The following is a 16,383-nucleotide window of genomic DNA, read 5'->3' on the forward strand; positions in this document are numbered from 1 at the left end:
AGTGGTGGTGGCAGAGGAGCTCACGCCGCCTCCGCATCGGGCACGCCCAGTTCGGTCAGGAAGGACTTGGCCCAGTGGCCCACGTCGTGGCTGCGCAGGTGGCGTTGCATTATCCGCATCCGGCGGCGGGCCTCGGGTTTCTCGACGTGCACGGCGCGCAGCAGCGCGTCCTTGACCGCGTCGGGGTCGTGCGGGTTGCACAGGAACGCCTGGCGCAGCTCGGTGGCGGCGCCGGCGAACTCACTGAGCACGAGCGCGCCGCCCTGGTCGGCGCGCGATGCCACGTACTCCTTGGCCACCAGATTCATTCCGTCTCGCAGCGGGGTCACCATCATCACGTCTGCCGCGACGTACATCGCGGCGAGTTCGGAGCGACTGTACGACTGATGCAGATAATGCACCGCCGGCACGCCGACCCGTCCGAATTCACCGTTAATCCGGCCTACCTCGCGTTCGACCTTCACCCGAAGTGCCTGGTAGTGCTCCACGCGCTCGCGGCTCGGCGTGGCCACCTGAACCATGACCGCGTCGGGGACTGTCAACTTTCCGTCAGCGAGGAGTTCGCGAAAGGCCTTCAGCCGGAGCTCGATGCCCTTGGTGTAGTCGAGCCGGTCGACGCCCAGGATGATCGTCTTGGGGTTGCCCAGCTCCTCGCGGATCTGCTTGGCCCGGGCCTGGATCGCCGGGTCCTCGGCCAGCCGCTCCATCTCCCGGGTGTCGATCGAGATGGGGAACGCGCCGGCCTTCACCTGCCGGCCGTCGACCTGGATCATCTGCCCCTCGTAGCGGAGGCCGAGCAGGTGCCGGGCCAGCCGGACGAAGTTCTGGGCCGCCAGCCGCTGCTGGAAGCCGACCAGGTCGGCGCCGAGCAGGCCGCGCAGGATCTCGGTGCGGAACGGCATCTGCATGAACAGCTCGATCGGCGGGAACGGGATGTGCAGGAAGAACCCGATCCGCAGATCCGGCCGCAGCTCGCGCAGCATCGCCGGCACGAGCTGGAGCTGGTAGTCCTGCACCCAGACCGTGGCGCCCTCGGCCGCCACGTCCGCCGCGGCCTCCGCGAACCGGGCGTTGACCAGGCGGTACGCCTCGCGCCAGCGCCGCTTGTAGGCGGGGGTCTCGACGGCGTCGTGGTAGAGCGGCCAGATCGTCGCGTTCGACTGACCCTCGTAGTAGCGCTCCAGCTCCTCGGCGCTCAGCGGCACCGGATGCAGCCGGATCCCCTCCAGGTCGAAGGGCTCGGGGGCGGCGCCGGTGCCGCCGGCCCAGCCCACCCAGGTGCCCTGGTGCTCGGCGAGGACCGGGTGCAGCGCGGTCACCAGGCCGCCCGGGCTGCGGCGCCACTGCCGCCCCTCGGGTGTGCTCACCTCGTCGACCGGCAGTCGGTTCGCCACAACGACAAAGGAGCTACGGACGGTCACGATCGGCCACCTCCGGTTGCTGACGGGTCCACCGCGCTGAGCGTACTGAGCGTAGCTGCGGCCTCTGTTGCCCCGTGCCGGAGTTCCCTACCCGTCCCGGAAGCGCCGAATCCACATCGTGATCTTGTCGACAGCGACGGCGCGCCGCGCGCTCGGGGGCGGGGTGATGTGGGCGGACCGGGCCGTACCTGTCAGGATTGACGACGGCGTGCGCGCGGCCGGCCCCGGCCGGCGGCGGCGGGCGGACCTCGAAGCCCGCGCCCGCGCCCGTAGCTCGCGATCGCAACCGACGGAGGTAGCCCGCACCGTGGCCCAGTTCATCTACGTCCTGGAAAAGGCGCGCAAGGCGCACGGCGACAAGGTCGTGCTCGACAACGTGACGCTGAACTTCCTGCCGGGGGCCAAGATCGGTGTGGTCGGTCCGAACGGCGCCGGTAAGTCCAGCCTCCTCAAGATCATGGCAGGTTGGGACCAGCCGAGCAACGGCGAGGCCCGGCTCATGCCCGGCTACACCGTCGGCATGCTGGCCCAGGAGCCGGCGCTCAACGACGCCAAGACCGTCCTCGGCAACATCGAGGAGGCGGTCGCCGAGACCAAGGCCAGGCTGGAGCGGTTCAACAAGATCGCCGAGCAGATGGCGACCGACTACTCAGACGAGCTGATGGAGGAGATGGGCAAGCTCCAGGAGGAGCTCGACCACGCCGACGCCTGGGACGTCGACTCCAAGCTCGAACTGGCCATGGACGCGCTGCGCTGCCCCCCGCCGGACGCCGACGTGACCCAGCTCTCCGGCGGTGAGCGCCGCCGCGTGGCGCTGTGCAAGCTGCTGCTGGAGGCGCCGGACCTGCTGCTGCTCGACGAGCCCACCAACCACCTGGACGCGGAGAGCGTGCAGTGGCTGGAGCAGCACCTCGCCAAGTACGCCGGCACGGTGATCGCCATCACCCACGACCGGTACTTCCTCGACAACGTGGCCAACTGGATCCTGGAGCTGGACCGCGGCCGGGCCTACCCGTACGAGGGCAACTACTCCACCTACCTGGAGAAGAAGGCCGCCCGCATGGCGGTCGAGGGCCGGCGCGACGCCAAGATGAAGAAGCGCCTCGACGAGGAGCTGGAGTGGGTCCGCTCCAACGCCAAGGCCCGGCAGACCAAGTCCAAGGCCCGCCTCGACCGCTACGAGGAGATGGCCACCGCGGCCGAGCAGACCCGCAAGCTGGACTTCGAGGAGATCCAGATCCCGCCGGGCCCGCGCCTGGGCAACACCGTGATCGAGGCCAAGGACCTCGTCAAGGCGTTCGGCGACCGGGTGCTGATCGACAACCTGAGCTTCTCGCTGCCGCGTAACGGCATCGTCGGCGTGATCGGCCCGAACGGCGTCGGCAAGACCACCCTGTTCAAGACCATCGTGGGCCTGGAGGAGCCGACCGGCGGCACGGTGCGGGTCGGCGAGACGGTCTCCCTGTCGTACGTCGACCAGAGCCGGGCCGGCCTGGCGGGGGACAAGACGGTCTGGGAGACGGTCTCCGACGGGCTGGACCACCTCCTCGTGGGCAAGGTAGAGATGCCGTCCCGGGCGTACATCGCCGCGTTCGGCTTCAAGGGCCCGGACCAGCAGAAGCCGACCAAGGTGCTCTCCGGCGGCGAGCGCAACCGGCTCAACCTGGCGCTGACCCTCAAGATCGGCGGCAACGTCATCCTCCTCGACGAGCCGACCAACGACCTCGACGTCGAGACGCTCGGCAGCCTGGAGAACGCGCTGCTGGAGTTCCCCGGCTGCGCCGTGGTCATCTCCCACGACCGGATGTTCCTGGACCGGGTCGCCACGCACATCCTGGCCTGGGAGGGCGACGACCAGAACCCGGCGCGGTGGTTCTGGTTCGAGGGCAACTTCGAGGCGTACGAGAAGAACAAGATCGACCGACTCGGCGCGGAGGCCGCCCGGCCGCACCGGGTGACGTACCGCAAGCTCACCCGTGACTGACCGGTTCGTCTACGACTGCGCGCTGCGCTGGTCCGACCTGGACGCGTACGGCCACGTCAACAACGCCCGCTTCCTCACGCTCTACGAGGAGGCGCGGGTGGCGATGATGTTCGCCGGCGGCCGGGCGTGGGGAGTGGGCTCGTTCGCCGACGGGGTGGTCATCCGCCGGCACGAGGTCGACTACCTGCGCCCGGTCGACTACGCGCTGGGCCGGGCCACCGCGGAGGCGGCCCCGACGGTGCGGATCGAGCTGTGGGTGGAGGAGATCCGGGCGGCCTCCTTCACCATCGCCTACGAGCTCTACGACCGTGACGTGCTGGCCAGCCGGGCGCGCTCGGTGCTGGTCCCGTTCGACCTGGCCGCGCAGCGGCCCCGCCGGATCTCCGCGGACGAGCGGGCCTTCCTGCTCCGGTACGCGCCGGGACTGCACGGATGACCACGGCGGCCACCGGGCACGGGCTGGGCGGGGTGCCCGACGCGGGCGCCTTCCTGGCCCGCCTGGTCCGGCTGGACCCGGGCACCCTGGTCCGGCTCCGGCCGGTGCCGGGGGCCGGGCGCACCGCCCTGTGGGCCCGGCTGCCGTGGGACGTGCTCGTGGTCCGGACCGTCCCGGGCACGGCGCCGGGCGACGTCACGGTGGCGGCGGGGGAGCTGCTGGCGGAGCTGTCGGCGGGTGGCGACGCCCTGCCCCGGCGCCGGGACGACGGGTGGCGCTGGCCGCTGCCGCCGGCGGCCAGCCGGGCGGTGGAGGTGCTGCCCGCCGCCGAGGTCCAGCGGATCGCCGCCGCGGCGGCGGGGACGCTGCGCGAGGCGGCAGCCCACGGCGTGGCGGGCCGGGCGGTGGGCCAGCGGGCGCTGCGGGACGCGCTGCTGGACCACGTCGCGGTGGTGGTGACCCCGGACGAGGCGCCGGACGCCCCGGTGGAGGTGCCGCAACGGCTGGTGCAGGGGCTGGTCCGGATGGGCTTCCTCGGCGCCGGCGACGTTCAGGTACGGGTCGCCGGCCGTTGGGTCGGGCTCGTCGGACCGTACGGAGCGGCCTGGTCGCGGAAGGTCGCGGACCTCGCACTGACGCCTATCGGGGTTCATCCGAACGGATGACCCCTGGTCGTTCTTCCGGTTTGGGGCGGCCGTTGGGGGGATGCCTCATCCCGGCTGTCCGGGTACCGTCCATCCTCGGATCCAACGCACCGTAGGCGACTGGATCCGCTGGGGAGTGAGGTGCGCGAGCGATGCCGTGGTGGTCATGGCGCCCAGGTCCCGCCGGCGGCGGCGACCCGGAAACTCGAAGCGGGATCACAGTGGATGACACCGTCCGGGTCGGGCCACCGACCCCCCGTCAGCCGGCGGACGACGCGGCGGCCGCCGAGCGGCCCGTGATCGCCGACATGCCGGCAACCGTCGCCCCGGTCACCCTCCGCCGGGTGTGCGACGCACTCGACCTGCTCGACGTGCGCTACCTGGCCGACGGCGACGGGAACCTGCTGGCCATGTGGGAGCGGCACGCGGTGCTGGTCACCCTGGAGGGGCCCGAGGACGAGATCCTGGTGATGCGGGCCCGGCCACACGCGACGGTCCCGCCGGACTGGGCCGACCGCGCCTACCGGGTGGTCAACGAGTGGAACCACACCCGACGGTTCTGCAAGGCCTACATCGGCGACCCGACCGAGCGCGGCCAACTGCCCATCTACGCGGAGCTCCAGGTCCCGCTGGGCGCCGGCACCCACGACGCGCTGCTGGTCGAGATGCTCGACTGCGGCGCCGCGGTGGCCACCACCTTCGTCGACTGGCTGCACGACGAGGGCGCCCTGCTCTGACCGACTCCGGGCGGCGCCCCGGCCCGCCCGCTCAGCCCTCGGCCGCCGGGTCCTCCATCACGTTCACCATGAAGTAGGCGGCCCGCTCCAGGTAGTCCCAGAGCGCGGCGGCGAGCTGCGGCGGCAGGTCCAGCCGGTCCACCGCCCGGCGCATGTGGTGCAGCCAGGCGTCCCGCTCGACCGCGCCGATCCGGAACGGTGCGTGCCGCATCCGCAGCCGCGGGTGGCCACGCTGCTCGGAGTAGGTGTGCGGGCCGCCCCAGTACTGGATGAGGAAGAGGGTCAGCCGGTCGGCCGCGGGGCCGAGGTCCTCCTCCGGGTACATGGGCCGCAGCAGCGGGTCGGTGGCGACACCGGCGTAGAACTCGTCCACCAGCTTGCGGAAGGCGGGTTCGCCGCCGATCGCCTCGAAGAGGGTCATCGACTCGCCTGGGGAAGTCACGCCGTCCATCCTGCCAGGTGCCGACCTGGGGCGGCCCACGCCCACCTCCCGGCGGGAGTCAGGTCACCGCGTGCCGGCGCCGGCTGCGGTCGCCGGACCGGTCGCCCGCCATCCCCCGGCCCGGGGTGTGCCCGCCGCTCCCGTCGCGGGCGGCGGTGGCCGCGGATTCCGCCCGGGCGGCCGCGACGGCCGCCTCGACGGCGGCCGGGCGCGGCCAGGTGAGCACCGCGAGGAGCATCAGCAGCACGCCGGCGGCGCTCCACGCGCCGACCACCGAGGGGATCGCGAACCGCTCGGCGAGCGCCCCGGTGGCCAGCACGGCGGCGCCCTGGATGATCTGGGTGCCGCTGGCCATCACGCCGAACGCCCGGGCCCGGTAGCCCTCCGGCAGTGCTTGGACGAAGAGGCCGTTGGCGACCGGGATGAGCCCCGCCACCGCGAAGCCGCACGCGGCGGCGAGGAGCGCCACCACGACCGGCGGCGGGTCGAGCAGCGCCGGGACCAGCACCGCCGGGGCGATCACCGCCAGCGGGCGCATCAGGGTCAGCCGGCGGGCCGGGCCGACGAACCGCCCGACGGCGAGCCCGCCGAGCACGTAGCCGACCGGGTTGGCGGCCATGATGACCGCCTGGGCGGTGCCGGTGTCCATGCCGTCCCCGGCCCGCTCGGCGGCCCAGGCCGCGGCGAGCCCCTCGGGGACGATCGAGAAGACCATCGCGCTGAACACCAGCACGGCGATGGCGCGCAGCACCGGGCGGCCGAAGACGAGCCGGAACCCCTCCGCGGTCTCCCGCAGCAGGTGGCTGCGGTGCGCCTCGGTCATGGCCGGCGGCCGGTCCCGCAGCCCGAAGCGGACCAGCGCCGCGGAGATGCCGAAGGTGGCGGCGTTGATCAGCAGCGCGGCGGCCGGGTTGACCGCGGCCACCGCCGCGCCGAGCAGGTAGCCGAGGACCTGGGCGGCCTGCCCGCTGCTCACCGAGACCGACAGGCCGACCACCAGCCGGTCGCCGGCGAGGATCTGGGGCATCAGCGCGGACCGGGCGGCCTGGCTCGGCGGGTTGGCCAGGGTGGCGGCGAAGATCAGGGCGAGGACCGCCCAGGGCGGCACCCCGGGCAGGGCGACCAGCACCATGAGGAGCATCCGGACCACGTCGCAGGCCACCATGACCTGCCGGTACCGGTAGCGCTCGGCGAGCGCGGAGAGCAGCGGACCGCCGACCAGCCAGGGCAGGTAGCTCGCCGCGAACGCGGCGGCGGACAGCGCCACCGAGTCGGTCTGCCGGTAGACGAGGACGGTCACCGCCGCCTTCGCGACGTAGTCACCGATCCAGGACAGAGCGCTTGCCGTGAAGAGGACCCGGAACTCCGCGAGGCTGAAAACGTCGCGGAAGGTGGCCGGCCCCTCCTGGGCGGGTCGCTCGTCGGACACCGTCGCCTCCATCGTTTCCGGGTCGGCCACTCGTGATGGTCCGACCTGGAAACCGTCGTCAGATCTACGGATCAGCGAGGACACCAGCACGCTCCCTTGGGGAGCGTGTTCACCGGATTCTGCCCGATCGTCTGACAACTGGCTAGGGTGAACGGATTGATCGTCACATCTCCGACTGAACGAACGGACGATACCCGAGGGGCCGCGCGGCGCGCGACCCCGGAAGTTCGTCGGGCCCGTCGAGCCGACCGGCGACGCGGGTCAGGTGGCCCCGCCGGTGCCCGTCTCGCCGCCGCCCGGAGCGCGGGCCGGCAGGCCGGGATAGAGCCGCGCCGCCGCGATCCTTGCGGTGATGCCCGAGTTCTCCAGTGCCTCGGCGAGCCGGCGGCGCAGCTCGCGGCCGACCGCGAACTGCCCGTCGGCGGTGGTCTTCACCACGGTACGGATCACCGCGCCGTCGACCGTCATCTGCTCGACGCCGAGCACCTCCGGCTCCTCGACGATCTGCGGCGCCAGCTCGGGGTCCAGCGCGACCGAGGCGGCCGCCGTACGCAGCACCGCGGTGGCGTCCTCGGTGCCGGCGAAGCCGATCGGCAGGTCGACCACGACCAGGGCCCAGCCCTGGCTCTTGTTGCCCACCCGGATGATCTCGCCGTTGCGGATGTACCAGAGCACCCCGCGGCCGTCCCGGACCGTGGTGACCCGCAGGCCCACCGCCTCCACCACGCCGGTCGCCTCGCCCAGGTCGACGGTGTCGCCGACGCCGTACTGGTCCTCGATGAGCATGAACAGGCCGGCGATCAGGTCCTTGACCAGGCTCTGCGCGCCGAAGCCGAGGGCGACGCCGGCGATGCCGGCGCTGGCCAGCAGCGGGGCCAGGTCGAAGCTGAACTCCTTGAGCACCATGAGCAGGGCGATGCCGAAGATGAACGCGGTGACCATGCTGCGCAGCACCGAGCCGATCGCCTCGGCGCGCTGCCGCCGCCGTTCCGGCACGAACTGCTCCGGTTCGAGCGTGGCGCTGGGGATCCGCTCGCGCAGCGGGCGGAGCATGGTGGGCACCGCGCCCTCGGTCGTGGTCCGGACCAGCCGGTTGATGGTGCGGTGCAGGGCCCACCGGGCGGCCACGGCCAGCAGCAGGATCAGCAGGATGCGCAGCGGCTTCAGCAGGATCCAGTAGCTGCTCTCGGCGAACCAGGCGGAGTTGGTGACCTTGTACACCCACTCGCAGGAGCTGCTGCCCTGGCAGTCCGGGCGCCGGTCGGAAACGGCGGACAACACGGTGGCGATCAGGTCGGAGAGACTCACCCTGTCTTCGTACCGCAACACCGCTGGGCGCCCGCTGGCGACCCGCCCCGGCCGCCGCCGGCGGGGCGGCGGACCGATCATGCGGGGCGGAACCGGTCATCCTGGCACGGACCGAGAAAGCTTCATGAGGGTACCCCGGATTAGTGCGTGCAATCCGGGGCGCGATCAGGGACTATTGGCGCAACGGACGTCGGTGATCCGGCCGGCGTCGGTGTCGTTCCCCGCTGCCCGCGGGGCGCGCCCGGCGTCATGGTGGCCGGAGCGGCTGGACCGGGAGGGTGAGCGCGATGCCTGACATACGACCCACGGCGGGCTCCGGTGCACTCGTTCTCAACGCCACCTACGAGCCCCTGTGTGTCGTGTCGGTGCGTCGCGCGGCGATCCTCGTGCTCTCCGCCAAGGCCGTCTGCGTGGCCGACGGCGAGGGCATCCTGCACAGCGCGCGCAACGCGCTCCCGGTCCCCTCGGTGGTCCGGCTGACCCGCTACGTCCGGGTCCCCTACCGCACTCACGTCGGGCTCTCCCGGCGGGCGATCTTCGCCCGCGACGGCTGGCGCTGCGCCTACTGCCGCGGCCCGGCGGAGACCATCGACCACGTCTTCCCGCGCAGCCGGGGCGGCCGGCACGCCTGGGAGAACGTGGTCGCCGCCTGCGCCCGCTGCAACCACACGAAGGGCGACAAGACGCCGGCCGAGCTGGGGTGGCGGCTGCACAGCCTGCCGGCCGCCCCGAAGGGCACGGCCTGGCGGGTGCTCGGCCACCGGGCGCCCGACCCGCGCTGGGCGGACTGGCTCGACCTGCGCGAGCCGGAGCCCGAGGCGGCCTGAACGGCCGCTCAGCGCGCCTTCACCAGCGAGGCGTAGACCACCAGGTTGTCCGCGTACCCGGTCTCGCCGCCCACCCAGCGCCCGCCGCAGGTGATCAGCCGCAGGTTGGGCCGGCTGAAGTCGCCGTAGACCTCCCGCACGGGCAGCCGCTCCTTGCCGTACCGCTCGATGGAGGTCACCTCGAAGACGGCCACCGAGTGGTCCTGCCGGGCCACCTCGATCCGGTCGCCGTCGTCGAGGTCCTTGAGGTCGTGGAAGACGGCCGGCCCGGTGGTGGTGTCGACGTGCCCGACGAAGACCGCCGGGCCGTACTGCCCGGGGGTCGGTCCCTGCTCGTACCAGCCGACCTCGCCGGCCCGGCCGACGTCCGGCACCGCGATGCTGCCGTCCGGTGCGATGCCCACCCGGTGCACCGGCGCCCGCAGGTCGATCTTGCCGATCGTCAGGTCGGTCGGTGGGCTGCCGGACAGCACCGGGAACTTCTTCGGCGGCGGGCGCAGGCTCGCGGTGAGCTGCTCCGGCAGCACGCTGATGCCGGTCAGCCGTTCCACGCCGAGCATCGCCACGATCAGCGCCATCAGCGCCGCGACCACCAGCACCGGGACGCCGGGGCCGCGCTGGGCGGCGTACCGCCAGCGGCCGGCGGCCGGGCCCTGCCGTGCCGGCGGCACCGGGCGGGCCTGCGGGTCCGCGGTGGTGACGCTGGCCGAGAAGGCGTGGCCGGCGGCGCGGGTGAACCGGCGTGAGGCGCGGGACACCAGCCGCAGGCCGGCGGCGACCCGGGAGCCGGTCCGGTGCCGGCCCCGACGGGCGGCCCGGCGCGGGTCCGGCCCGGGACCGGTGCGGTCGTGGCGGCGCGGTGAGCGGGCCATGGCCGCACCCCCGTCAGACGCGACTGCCGGACTTGCGGCGGGCGCCCACCCCGGCCACCACGGCCACCACGACCAGGCCGCCGACCAGCAGCAGCGAGCCGGCACCCCGGCCGCCCGCCGTGCCCCCGCCGCCGGTCGCCGGGCCCTTGCTCGGCTGGGCCATGTTCAGCACGGTGAGCATGGTCGAGGCGGTCTTCCCGTTGGAACAGTCCAGGTTCACCGGGTAGTCGCCGGGCGCCTTGTTGCCGGGAATGGTGACCGCCCCGGTCAGGAAGCCGTTGTCCGGCCGGAGCATCACCCGCCCGAAGGCGTCCGAGGTGACCTGGGCCTGCCGGTCGTTGTTGCCGTCGCAGCTGGCCCGGATGCTCACCCGGGAGCCGGCCTGGACGCTGTTCGGCGTCACCTCGACGAAGACGTTCTCCCCGGCGCGGGCCGGAGCGGCGGTGGTCAGGACGAACGCCGCGACCAGGCCGAGCAGGCCCAGAACGGCCCAGAGCGCGCGGTGTGACAGGAGCCCTCGCATGATTCCCCCCTTCCGGTGCGGTGCACCGGAATCCTGCTGACGGGCAGCGCGGGATGCATTCCCCCTGACGTGGGGGCAAACCCGGGGCGGATCAGCGGCGCCGGCCGGTAGGGGACGCCCCGGGCGGCGGGAGCGGGGTGACCGGGTGCCAGTCCAGGGGGGTGGAGAGCACCATGGTGCTGGACGGCTGGCCGTACGGGGCCAGCCGGTCGATGACCCCCTCGAACTCGCCCATCGTGCCCGCGGCCACCTTGAGCATGCTGCACGCGTCGCCGGTGATCCGGTGGATCTCCATGATCTCCGGCCAGTCCGCCACGGCGGGGTCGTTGAGGATGCACCGGGACCCGTAGCAGGACATCCGGATCAGTGCGAGCACGGTCCGGCCGGCCCGGGTGAGGTCCACGTGCGCGTGGTAGCCGGTGATCACACCGGACTCCTCCAGCCGCCGCACCCGCTCGGCCACGGCGGGCGGGGACAGGTGCACCCGGCGGGACAGCTCGCTGTAGGAGAGCCGTGCGTCGGCCTGGAGCTCGCGCAGCAGCGCCCAGTCCATCTCGTCCACGCGGTGACCTTTCTTCCGTGAAGTCGAGGGGCGGAGACGCCTTCGACGCGATAGGTGAGACCACCGTAGCGCCGTCGAACAGGCATTCCATTCGCGGATCAACCAGCGGCATCATGTCGTCTACCCCGGCGTACGGAGGGAGATGACGGTGGAACAGACGACAGCGGTGCGGCCGGCCACCCCGCAGCAGCGGGCGGCACGGGCGGCGCGCAACGGTGGCAAACCCACCCTGGAGTTCGCCGACCGGGTGCCCTACGACGCCTACGTGCACGCGAGCACGCTGCACCAGCTCCAGCAGCCGCTCAGCGACGACCCGGGCGAGATGTCCTTCCTCATGGTCAGTCAGATCATGGAGCTGTACTTCAAGCTGACCTGCCACGAGCTGCGGCACGCCCAGCGTGAGCTGCGGGCCAACCGGATCTGGGACGCGCTGCCCCCGCTGCGCCGCGCCGCCCTGCACCTGGAGGGGCTCAACGCCGCCTGGCAGGGGCTGCGCTGGATGACGCCGGCCGACTTCAACCGGTTCCGCGACCGGCTCGGCGAGGGCTCCGGCTTCCAGTCGGCCATGTACCGGCAGCTGGAGTTCCTGCTCGGCCTGCGTGACCCGGCGCTGATCCGCCCGTTCCGCCGGCAGACCGAGGTGCACGCCGAGCTGACCGCCGCGCTGGCCACGCCGAGCCTCTGGGACGACGTGGTGGCGCTGCTCGCCCGGCGCGGCTTCGAGCTGCCCGCCGACCTGCTGGACCGGGACGTGACGGCCGAGCACGAGCCGCACCCGGCCGTCGAGGCGGCGTGGGTGCGGATCTACGCCGACGGCGGCCCCGACAACCACCTGCGCCTGCTCGGCGAGGCGCTGAGCGAGGTGGCCGAGGGGTTCGGCGACTGGCGCTGGCACCATGTCAAGGCGGTGCAGCGCTCGATGGGCGCCAAGGTCGGCAGCGGCGGCTCCGCCGGGCTGGCCTGGTTGCAGCGGAGCATGGCCCGGGTGGTCTTCCCGGAGCTGTGGTCGGCCCGGACCGCGATGTGACCGGAGAGAACAGCATGCACACCGAAGAAGAGGCCCGGACGCTCGACGCCGCCGACCCCGGCCACCGGCACCTGTTCCTGGTGCCGCCGGCCGAGGGCGGGCGCTACCCCGAGGTGGCGTACCTGGCCGGCAACTCGCTCGGCCTGCAACCGCGGGCCACCCGGGAGGAGCTTCTGGCCGACCTGGACGCCTGGCGGCGGCTGGGCGTGGAGGGGCATCTGGAGGCGGAGCGGCCCTGGCTGCCGTACCACGAACTCCTGACCGCGCCGGCCGCGCGACTGGTCGGCGCCCGCCCCGCGGAGACCGTGGTGATGAACTCCCTCACGGTCAACCTGCACCTGCTCATGGTGAGCTTCTACCGGCCGGCGGGGGAGCGGACCCGGATCGTCATCGAGGACAGCGCCTTCCCCTCGGACAGCTACGCGGTGCGCAGCCAGGCGCGGTTCCACGGCCTCGACCCGGACACCGCCGTCGTCCGCCTCAGGCCGCGCCCCGGCGAGGACACCCTGCGGACCGAGGACGTCCTGGACTTCCTGGCCACCGAGGGGCACACCGTGGCGCTGCTGCTGCTCGGCGGGGTCAACTACCTGACCGGCGAGCTGATGGACATCCCGGCGATCACCGCCGCCGGGCGGGCGGCCGGCGCGGTCGTCGGCTGGGACCTGGCGCACGCGGCCGGCAACGTGCCCCTCGCCCTGCACGACTGGGACGTCGACTTCGCCGCCTGGTGCTCCTACAAGTACCTGAACTCCGGGCCCGGTGCCCTCGGCGGCGTCTTCGTCCACGAGCGCCACCTCGGCGACCCCGCACTGCCGCGCTTCGAGGGCTGGTGGAGCACCGAGGCGACCACCCGGTTCGAGATGACCCCGGTGTCCCGGCCGCCCGCCACCGTCGAGGCGTGGCAGATCTCCAACCCGCCGATCTTCGCGATGGGCCCGGTGCGCACCTCGCTGGAGCTGTTCGACGCGGTCGGCATGCCCGCGCTGCGCGAGCGCAGCCTCCGGCTCACCGGTTACCTGGAGCGGCTGCTCGACGAGGTGACCGCCGACCGGCCGCTGACCGTGGTCACCCCGCGCGACCCGGCCCGCCGCGGCTGCCAGCTCTCCGTGCGGATCGGCGCGGGCAGCGCCAACCAGCTGACCAAGCGGCTGCGGCACGAGCACGGCGTGATCGCCGACGCCCGGGAGCCCGACATCGTGCGGTTCGCGCCGGTGCCACTCTACTCGACGTACCACGACTGCTGGCGGGTCGCCGACGCGCTGGCCGCCACCGTGGAGGCCACTTCATGAGTACGGAACGCGAGGAGATCGCCGTCGTCGGCGCCGGGCTGGCCGGTTGCCTGCTGGCCTGCTTCCTGGCCCGGCGCGGCTACCCGGTCGCCCTCTACGAGCGGCGGCCGGACCCGCGTACCGGGAAGGTCGAGCGGGGCCGCTCGATCAACCTGGCGCTCTCCGAGCGCGGCCTGGACGCGCTGCGCCGCATCGGCCTGGACCGCCAGGTGATGACCGACTCGCTGCCGATGCGCGGCCGGATGATCCACCCGGTGGAGGGCGAGCCGCAGTTCCAGTCGTACAGCGTCTCCGGCGACCGGGCGATCAACTCGATCAGCCGGGGCGCGCTGAACAACGCGCTGCTCGACGCAGCCACCGCGCTGCCCGGCGTGCGGATCGCGTTCGACCACCGGCTCGTCGGGCTCGACCCGGCCACCGGTGAGATGACCTTCGAGACCCCGCAGGGCAAGGTCGGCGAGACCGCGTCGGTGGTGCTCGGCGCCGACGGCGTCGGCTCCGCCGTCCGCGGGCAACTGCTGGCGTACGGGGCGGTGAGCGAGAGCCTCGACTTCCTCGACTACGGCTACAAGGAACTCACCATCCCGCCGATCGGCGGCGAGTTCGCCCTGGACCCGGGCGCGCTGCACATCTGGCCGCGCGGCACCTCGATGATGATCGCGCTGCCCAACCCGGACCGCTCCTTCACCTGCACCCTGTTTTGGCCGACCCACGGCACGCAGAGCTTCGCCTCGCTGGGCAGCCCGGCCGCCATCGAGACGTACTTCGCCACCCACTACCCGGACCTGGTCCCGCTCGCGCCGAACCTGGTCGACGACTACCAGCACAACCCGGTCGGGGTGCTCGGCACGGTCCGCTGCACCCCGTGGCAGTCCGACGGCCGGGTCGGCCTGCTCGGCGACGCGGCGCACGCCATCGTCCCGTTCTACGGCCAGGGCGCGAACTGCGCCTTCGAGGACGTGGTCGAGCTGGACCGCTGCCTGGACGAGTGCGACGACCAGTGGGCGTCCGCGCTGCCGTTGTTCCAGCACCGCCGGCAGGCCAACGCCGAGGCGATCGCCCGGATGGCGCTGACCAACTTCGTCGAGATGCGGGACAAGGTCGCCTCGCCGGTGTTCCAGACCCGCAAGAAGATCGAGCACGCGCTGGAGCGCGCCCTGCCCGGCCGCTACGTCTCGCAGTACGAGCTGGTCTCCTTCTCCACCACCCCGTACGCCGAGGTGCGCCGCCGGGTGCGCCGCCAGTACGGGATGGTGGGGGCGGTGGCCGCCGGCGCGGTGGCGGCGCTGGCCGGGGTGGCGGTGGCGCTGCGCCGAGGGAGGCGAGGATGACCCTCTGGGATCCCCGGCTGATGGCCGGGCACGCGCCGGACGGCCCCGGCCTGCTGCGCAACTTCGTCGGCGGGTCCTTCACCGACGCCGGGCCGCGGTTCACCAAGCGCAGCCCGGTCACCGGTGAACCGGTCTTCGAGGTCGTCGAGGCCGGTGAGTCCGTGGTGGACGACGCGGTGACCGCCGCCCGGGCGGCGCTGCGCGGCCCGTGGGGCCGGATGGGCGAGCGGGAGCGCGCCGAGGTGCTCCGCCGGGTCGCCGACGAGCTGGAACGCCGCTTCGACGATCTGGTCGCCGCCGAGGTCGCCGACACCGGCAAGGCCATCTCCCAGGCCCGCACGCTGGACATCCCGCGCGGGGCGGCCAACTTCCGGGCGTTCGCCGAGATCGTGGCGACCGCGCCGACCGAGTCGTTCACCACGGTCACCCCGACCGGCGGCCGGGCGCTGAACTACGCGGTCCGCAAGCCGGTCGGCGTGGTCGCGATCATCGTGCCGTGGAACCTGCCGCTGCTGCTGCTCACCTGGAAGGTCGCCCCGGCCCTGGCCTGTGGCAACGCCGTGGTGGTCAAGCCCAGCGAGGAGACCCCGGCGTCGGCCACCCTGCTGGCCGAGGTGATGGCCGCGGCGGGCGTGCCCGACGGCGTGTTCAACCTGGTGCACGGCTTCGGCCCCGGCTCGGCCGGCGAGCACCTCACCCGGCACCCGGGCGTCGACGCGATCACCTTCACCGGGGAGTCGGCCACCGGCAGCGCCATCATGCGCGCCGCCGCCGACGGGGTGAAGGCGGTCAGCTTCGAGCTGGGCGGCAAGAACGCCGGCCTGGTCTTCGCCGACGCCGACCTGGACGCGGCGGTCGCCGGCTCGGTCCGCTCCAGCTTCACCAACGGCGGCCAGGTCTGCCTCTGCACTGAGCGGATCTACGTGCAGCGGCCGGTGTTCGAGGAGTTCACCGCCCGGCTGGCCAAGCGCGCGGACGAGCTGGCGTACGGCTGGCCGGCCGACGAGGCCACCGTCAACATGCCGCTGATCTCGCGCGGCCACCGGGACAAGGTGCTCGGCCACTACGAGCTGGCCCGCACCGAGGGCGCCGAGGTGCGCGCCGGGGGCGGCACGCCGCGCTTCGGCGACGCCCGCGACGGCGGCGCGTACGTGCAGCCGACCGTGCTCACCGGGCTGGGCCCGGACGCCCGCACCAACACCGAGGAGATCTTCGGCCCGGTGGTGCACGTGGCGCCGTTCGACGACGAGGACGAGGCGTACACCCTGGCCAACGGCACCGACTACGGCCTGGCGGCGACGGTCTGGACCCGGGACGTGGGCCGGGCGCACCGGGCCGGCTCCCGGCTGGACGCCGGCATCGTCTGGGTGAACACCTGGTTCCTGCGCGACCTGCGCACCCCGTTCGGCGGGGTGAAGGCGTCGGGCATCGGCCGGGAGGGCGGGGTGCACTCCCTCGACTTCTACTCCGAACTCACCAACGTCTGTGTGGACCTCGCATGAGTGCGCGGCCCGGGCAGAATGGCCGGCGTCCCAAGCGAACGCAGCGAGG

At 73.0% G+C, this 16,383-nt stretch carries 16 protein-coding genes; 9 read left to right on the forward strand and 7 right to left on the reverse strand.

The genetic code is table 11. The annotated features are described in order from the left end of the window. Window positions 1–20: 20 nt before the first annotated feature. The gene (locus tag RMN56_RS17910; protein WP_091269672.1) at window positions 21–1,421 is read right to left on the reverse strand and encodes an alpha,alpha-trehalose-phosphate synthase (UDP-forming); all 1,401 of its coding nucleotides are present in this window, start codon (window positions 1,419–1,421) and stop codon (window positions 21–23) included. Between the two features lie 307 nt (window positions 1,422–1,728). On the opposite strand from RMN56_RS17910, the gene ettA reads away from it, so the two are divergent. The 4 genes from ettA to RMN56_RS17930 all read left to right on the forward strand — a co-directional run bounded on the left by ettA (window position 1,729) and on the right by RMN56_RS17930 (window position 5,222). After that, on the forward strand, window positions 1,729–3,405 hold the full coding sequence (gene ettA, locus RMN56_RS17915; protein WP_313718599.1) for an energy-dependent translational throttle protein EttA: 1,677 nt from the start codon (window positions 1,729–1,731) through the stop codon (window positions 3,403–3,405). Beyond that, window positions 3,398–3,841, forward strand: coding sequence for an acyl-CoA thioesterase (locus RMN56_RS17920; protein WP_313718600.1), 444 nt, complete (start codon window positions 3,398–3,400; stop codon window positions 3,839–3,841). Before ettA ends, RMN56_RS17920 begins: the two co-directional genes overlap by 8 nt. Continuing rightward, complete coding sequence (locus RMN56_RS17925; RefSeq protein WP_313718601.1) at window positions 3,838–4,506, forward strand: DUF8185 domain-containing protein; 669 nt, start codon at window positions 3,838–3,840, stop codon at window positions 4,504–4,506. The genes RMN56_RS17920 and RMN56_RS17925 overlap by 4 nt, the downstream gene beginning before the upstream one ends. A gap of 131 nt (window positions 4,507–4,637) precedes the next feature. Continuing rightward, on the forward strand, window positions 4,638–5,222 hold the full coding sequence (locus tag RMN56_RS17930; protein ID WP_313718602.1) for a type III secretion system chaperone family protein: 585 nt from the start codon (window positions 4,638–4,640) through the stop codon (window positions 5,220–5,222). A 31-nt stretch (window positions 5,223–5,253) separates the two neighbouring features. Here the strand turns inward: RMN56_RS17930 and RMN56_RS17935 are convergent, their stop codons facing one another. The 3 genes from RMN56_RS17935 to RMN56_RS17945 all read right to left on the reverse strand — a co-directional run bounded on the left by RMN56_RS17935 (window position 5,254) and on the right by RMN56_RS17945 (window position 8,401). Then, window positions 5,254–5,643: a globin gene (locus tag RMN56_RS17935; RefSeq protein WP_208602946.1), complete on the reverse strand. Its 390-nt coding sequence runs from the start codon at window positions 5,641–5,643 to the stop codon at window positions 5,254–5,256. Window positions 5,644–5,722: 79 nt separating this feature from the next. Continuing rightward, on the reverse strand, window positions 5,723–7,105 hold the full coding sequence (locus tag RMN56_RS17940; RefSeq protein WP_313718604.1) for an MFS transporter: 1,383 nt from the start codon (window positions 7,103–7,105) through the stop codon (window positions 5,723–5,725). Window positions 7,106–7,354: 249 nt separating this feature from the next. After that, window positions 7,355–8,401 (reverse strand): mechanosensitive ion channel family protein, encoded by a 1,047-nt coding sequence (locus RMN56_RS17945; protein WP_376787197.1) that lies wholly within the window; start codon window positions 8,399–8,401, stop codon window positions 7,355–7,357. A gap of 287 nt (window positions 8,402–8,688) precedes the next feature. Between RMN56_RS17945 and RMN56_RS17950 the strand changes: the two genes are divergently transcribed. After that, window positions 8,689–9,228 (forward strand): HNH endonuclease, encoded by a 540-nt coding sequence (locus tag RMN56_RS17950; protein WP_313718606.1) that lies wholly within the window; start codon window positions 8,689–8,691, stop codon window positions 9,226–9,228. 8 nt (window positions 9,229–9,236) lie between these two features. Here the strand turns inward: RMN56_RS17950 and RMN56_RS17955 are convergent, their stop codons facing one another. The 3 genes from RMN56_RS17955 to RMN56_RS17965 all read right to left on the reverse strand — a co-directional run bounded on the left by RMN56_RS17955 (window position 9,237) and on the right by RMN56_RS17965 (window position 11,185). Further along, window positions 9,237–10,100 carry a class F sortase gene (locus RMN56_RS17955; RefSeq protein ID WP_313718607.1) on the reverse strand — a complete coding sequence of 288 codons (864 nt, stop codon included), beginning with the start codon at window positions 10,098–10,100 and terminating at the stop codon, window positions 9,237–9,239. 13 nt (window positions 10,101–10,113) lie between these two features. After that, window positions 10,114–10,623 (reverse strand): hypothetical protein, encoded by a 510-nt coding sequence (locus RMN56_RS17960; protein WP_313718608.1) that lies wholly within the window; start codon window positions 10,621–10,623, stop codon window positions 10,114–10,116. Window positions 10,624–10,714: 91 nt separating this feature from the next. Beyond that, the gene (locus RMN56_RS17965) at window positions 10,715–11,185 is read right to left on the reverse strand and encodes an Lrp/AsnC family transcriptional regulator (protein WP_313718609.1); all 471 of its coding nucleotides are present in this window, start codon (window positions 11,183–11,185) and stop codon (window positions 10,715–10,717) included. 142 nt (window positions 11,186–11,327) lie between these two features. Here RMN56_RS17965 and RMN56_RS17970 point away from each other — a divergent pair, with 142 nt between their 5' ends. The 4 genes from RMN56_RS17970 to RMN56_RS17985 are packed head-to-tail and all read left to right on the forward strand — an operon-like array spanning window position 11,328 to window position 16,334. After that, window positions 11,328–12,212 (forward strand): tryptophan 2,3-dioxygenase, encoded by an 885-nt coding sequence (locus tag RMN56_RS17970; protein ID WP_313718610.1) that lies wholly within the window; start codon window positions 11,328–11,330, stop codon window positions 12,210–12,212. Between the two features lie 14 nt (window positions 12,213–12,226). Further along, complete coding sequence (gene kynU, locus RMN56_RS17975) at window positions 12,227–13,501, forward strand: kynureninase (RefSeq protein WP_313718611.1); 1,275 nt, start codon at window positions 12,227–12,229, stop codon at window positions 13,499–13,501. Further along, window positions 13,498–14,832 carry an FAD-dependent oxidoreductase gene (locus RMN56_RS17980; protein ID WP_313718612.1) on the forward strand — a complete coding sequence of 445 codons (1,335 nt, stop codon included), beginning with the start codon at window positions 13,498–13,500 and terminating at the stop codon, window positions 14,830–14,832. Before kynU ends, RMN56_RS17980 begins: the two co-directional genes overlap by 4 nt. Before the next feature lie 20 nt (window positions 14,833–14,852). After that, the gene (locus RMN56_RS17985; protein WP_313724778.1) at window positions 14,853–16,334 is read left to right on the forward strand and encodes a 2-hydroxymuconic semialdehyde dehydrogenase; all 1,482 of its coding nucleotides are present in this window, start codon (window positions 14,853–14,855) and stop codon (window positions 16,332–16,334) included. Window positions 16,335–16,383 lie beyond the last annotated feature (49 nt).

It is taken from the genome of Micromonospora halotolerans (assembly GCF_032108445.1).
GTDB lineage: Bacteria > Actinomycetota > Actinomycetes > Mycobacteriales > Micromonosporaceae > Micromonospora > Micromonospora halotolerans.

Bases quoted from the DNA above. Each gene is read 5' to 3' on its own strand.
- RMN56_RS17960 (WP_313718608.1), bottom strand. From the start codon at position 10,623: ATGCGAGGGCTCCTGTCACACCGCGCGCTCTGGGCCGTTCTGGGCCTG.
- kynU (WP_313718611.1), top strand. From the start codon at position 12,227: ATGCACACCGAAGAAGAGGCCCGGACGCTCGACGCCGCCGACCCCGGC.
- RMN56_RS17980 (WP_313718612.1), top strand. From the start codon at position 13,498: ATGAGTACGGAACGCGAGGAGATCGCCGTCGTCGGCGCCGGGCTGGCC.
- RMN56_RS17930 (WP_313718602.1), top strand. From the start codon at position 4,638: ATGCCGTGGTGGTCATGGCGCCCAGGTCCCGCCGGCGGCGGCGACCCG.
- RMN56_RS17925 (WP_313718601.1), top strand. From the start codon at position 3,838: ATGACCACGGCGGCCACCGGGCACGGGCTGGGCGGGGTGCCCGACGCG.
- RMN56_RS17970 (WP_313718610.1), top strand. From the start codon at position 11,328: ATGACGGTGGAACAGACGACAGCGGTGCGGCCGGCCACCCCGCAGCAG.
- RMN56_RS17950 (WP_313718606.1), top strand. From the start codon at position 8,689: ATGCCTGACATACGACCCACGGCGGGCTCCGGTGCACTCGTTCTCAAC.
- RMN56_RS17985 (WP_313724778.1), top strand. From the start codon at position 14,853: ATGGCCGGGCACGCGCCGGACGGCCCCGGCCTGCTGCGCAACTTCGTC.
- RMN56_RS17940 (WP_313718604.1), bottom strand. From the start codon at position 7,105: ATGGAGGCGACGGTGTCCGACGAGCGACCCGCCCAGGAGGGGCCGGCC.
- RMN56_RS17935 (WP_208602946.1), bottom strand. From the start codon at position 5,643: ATGACCCTCTTCGAGGCGATCGGCGGCGAACCCGCCTTCCGCAAGCTG.
- RMN56_RS17955 (WP_313718607.1), bottom strand. From the start codon at position 10,100: ATGGCCCGCTCACCGCGCCGCCACGACCGCACCGGTCCCGGGCCGGAC.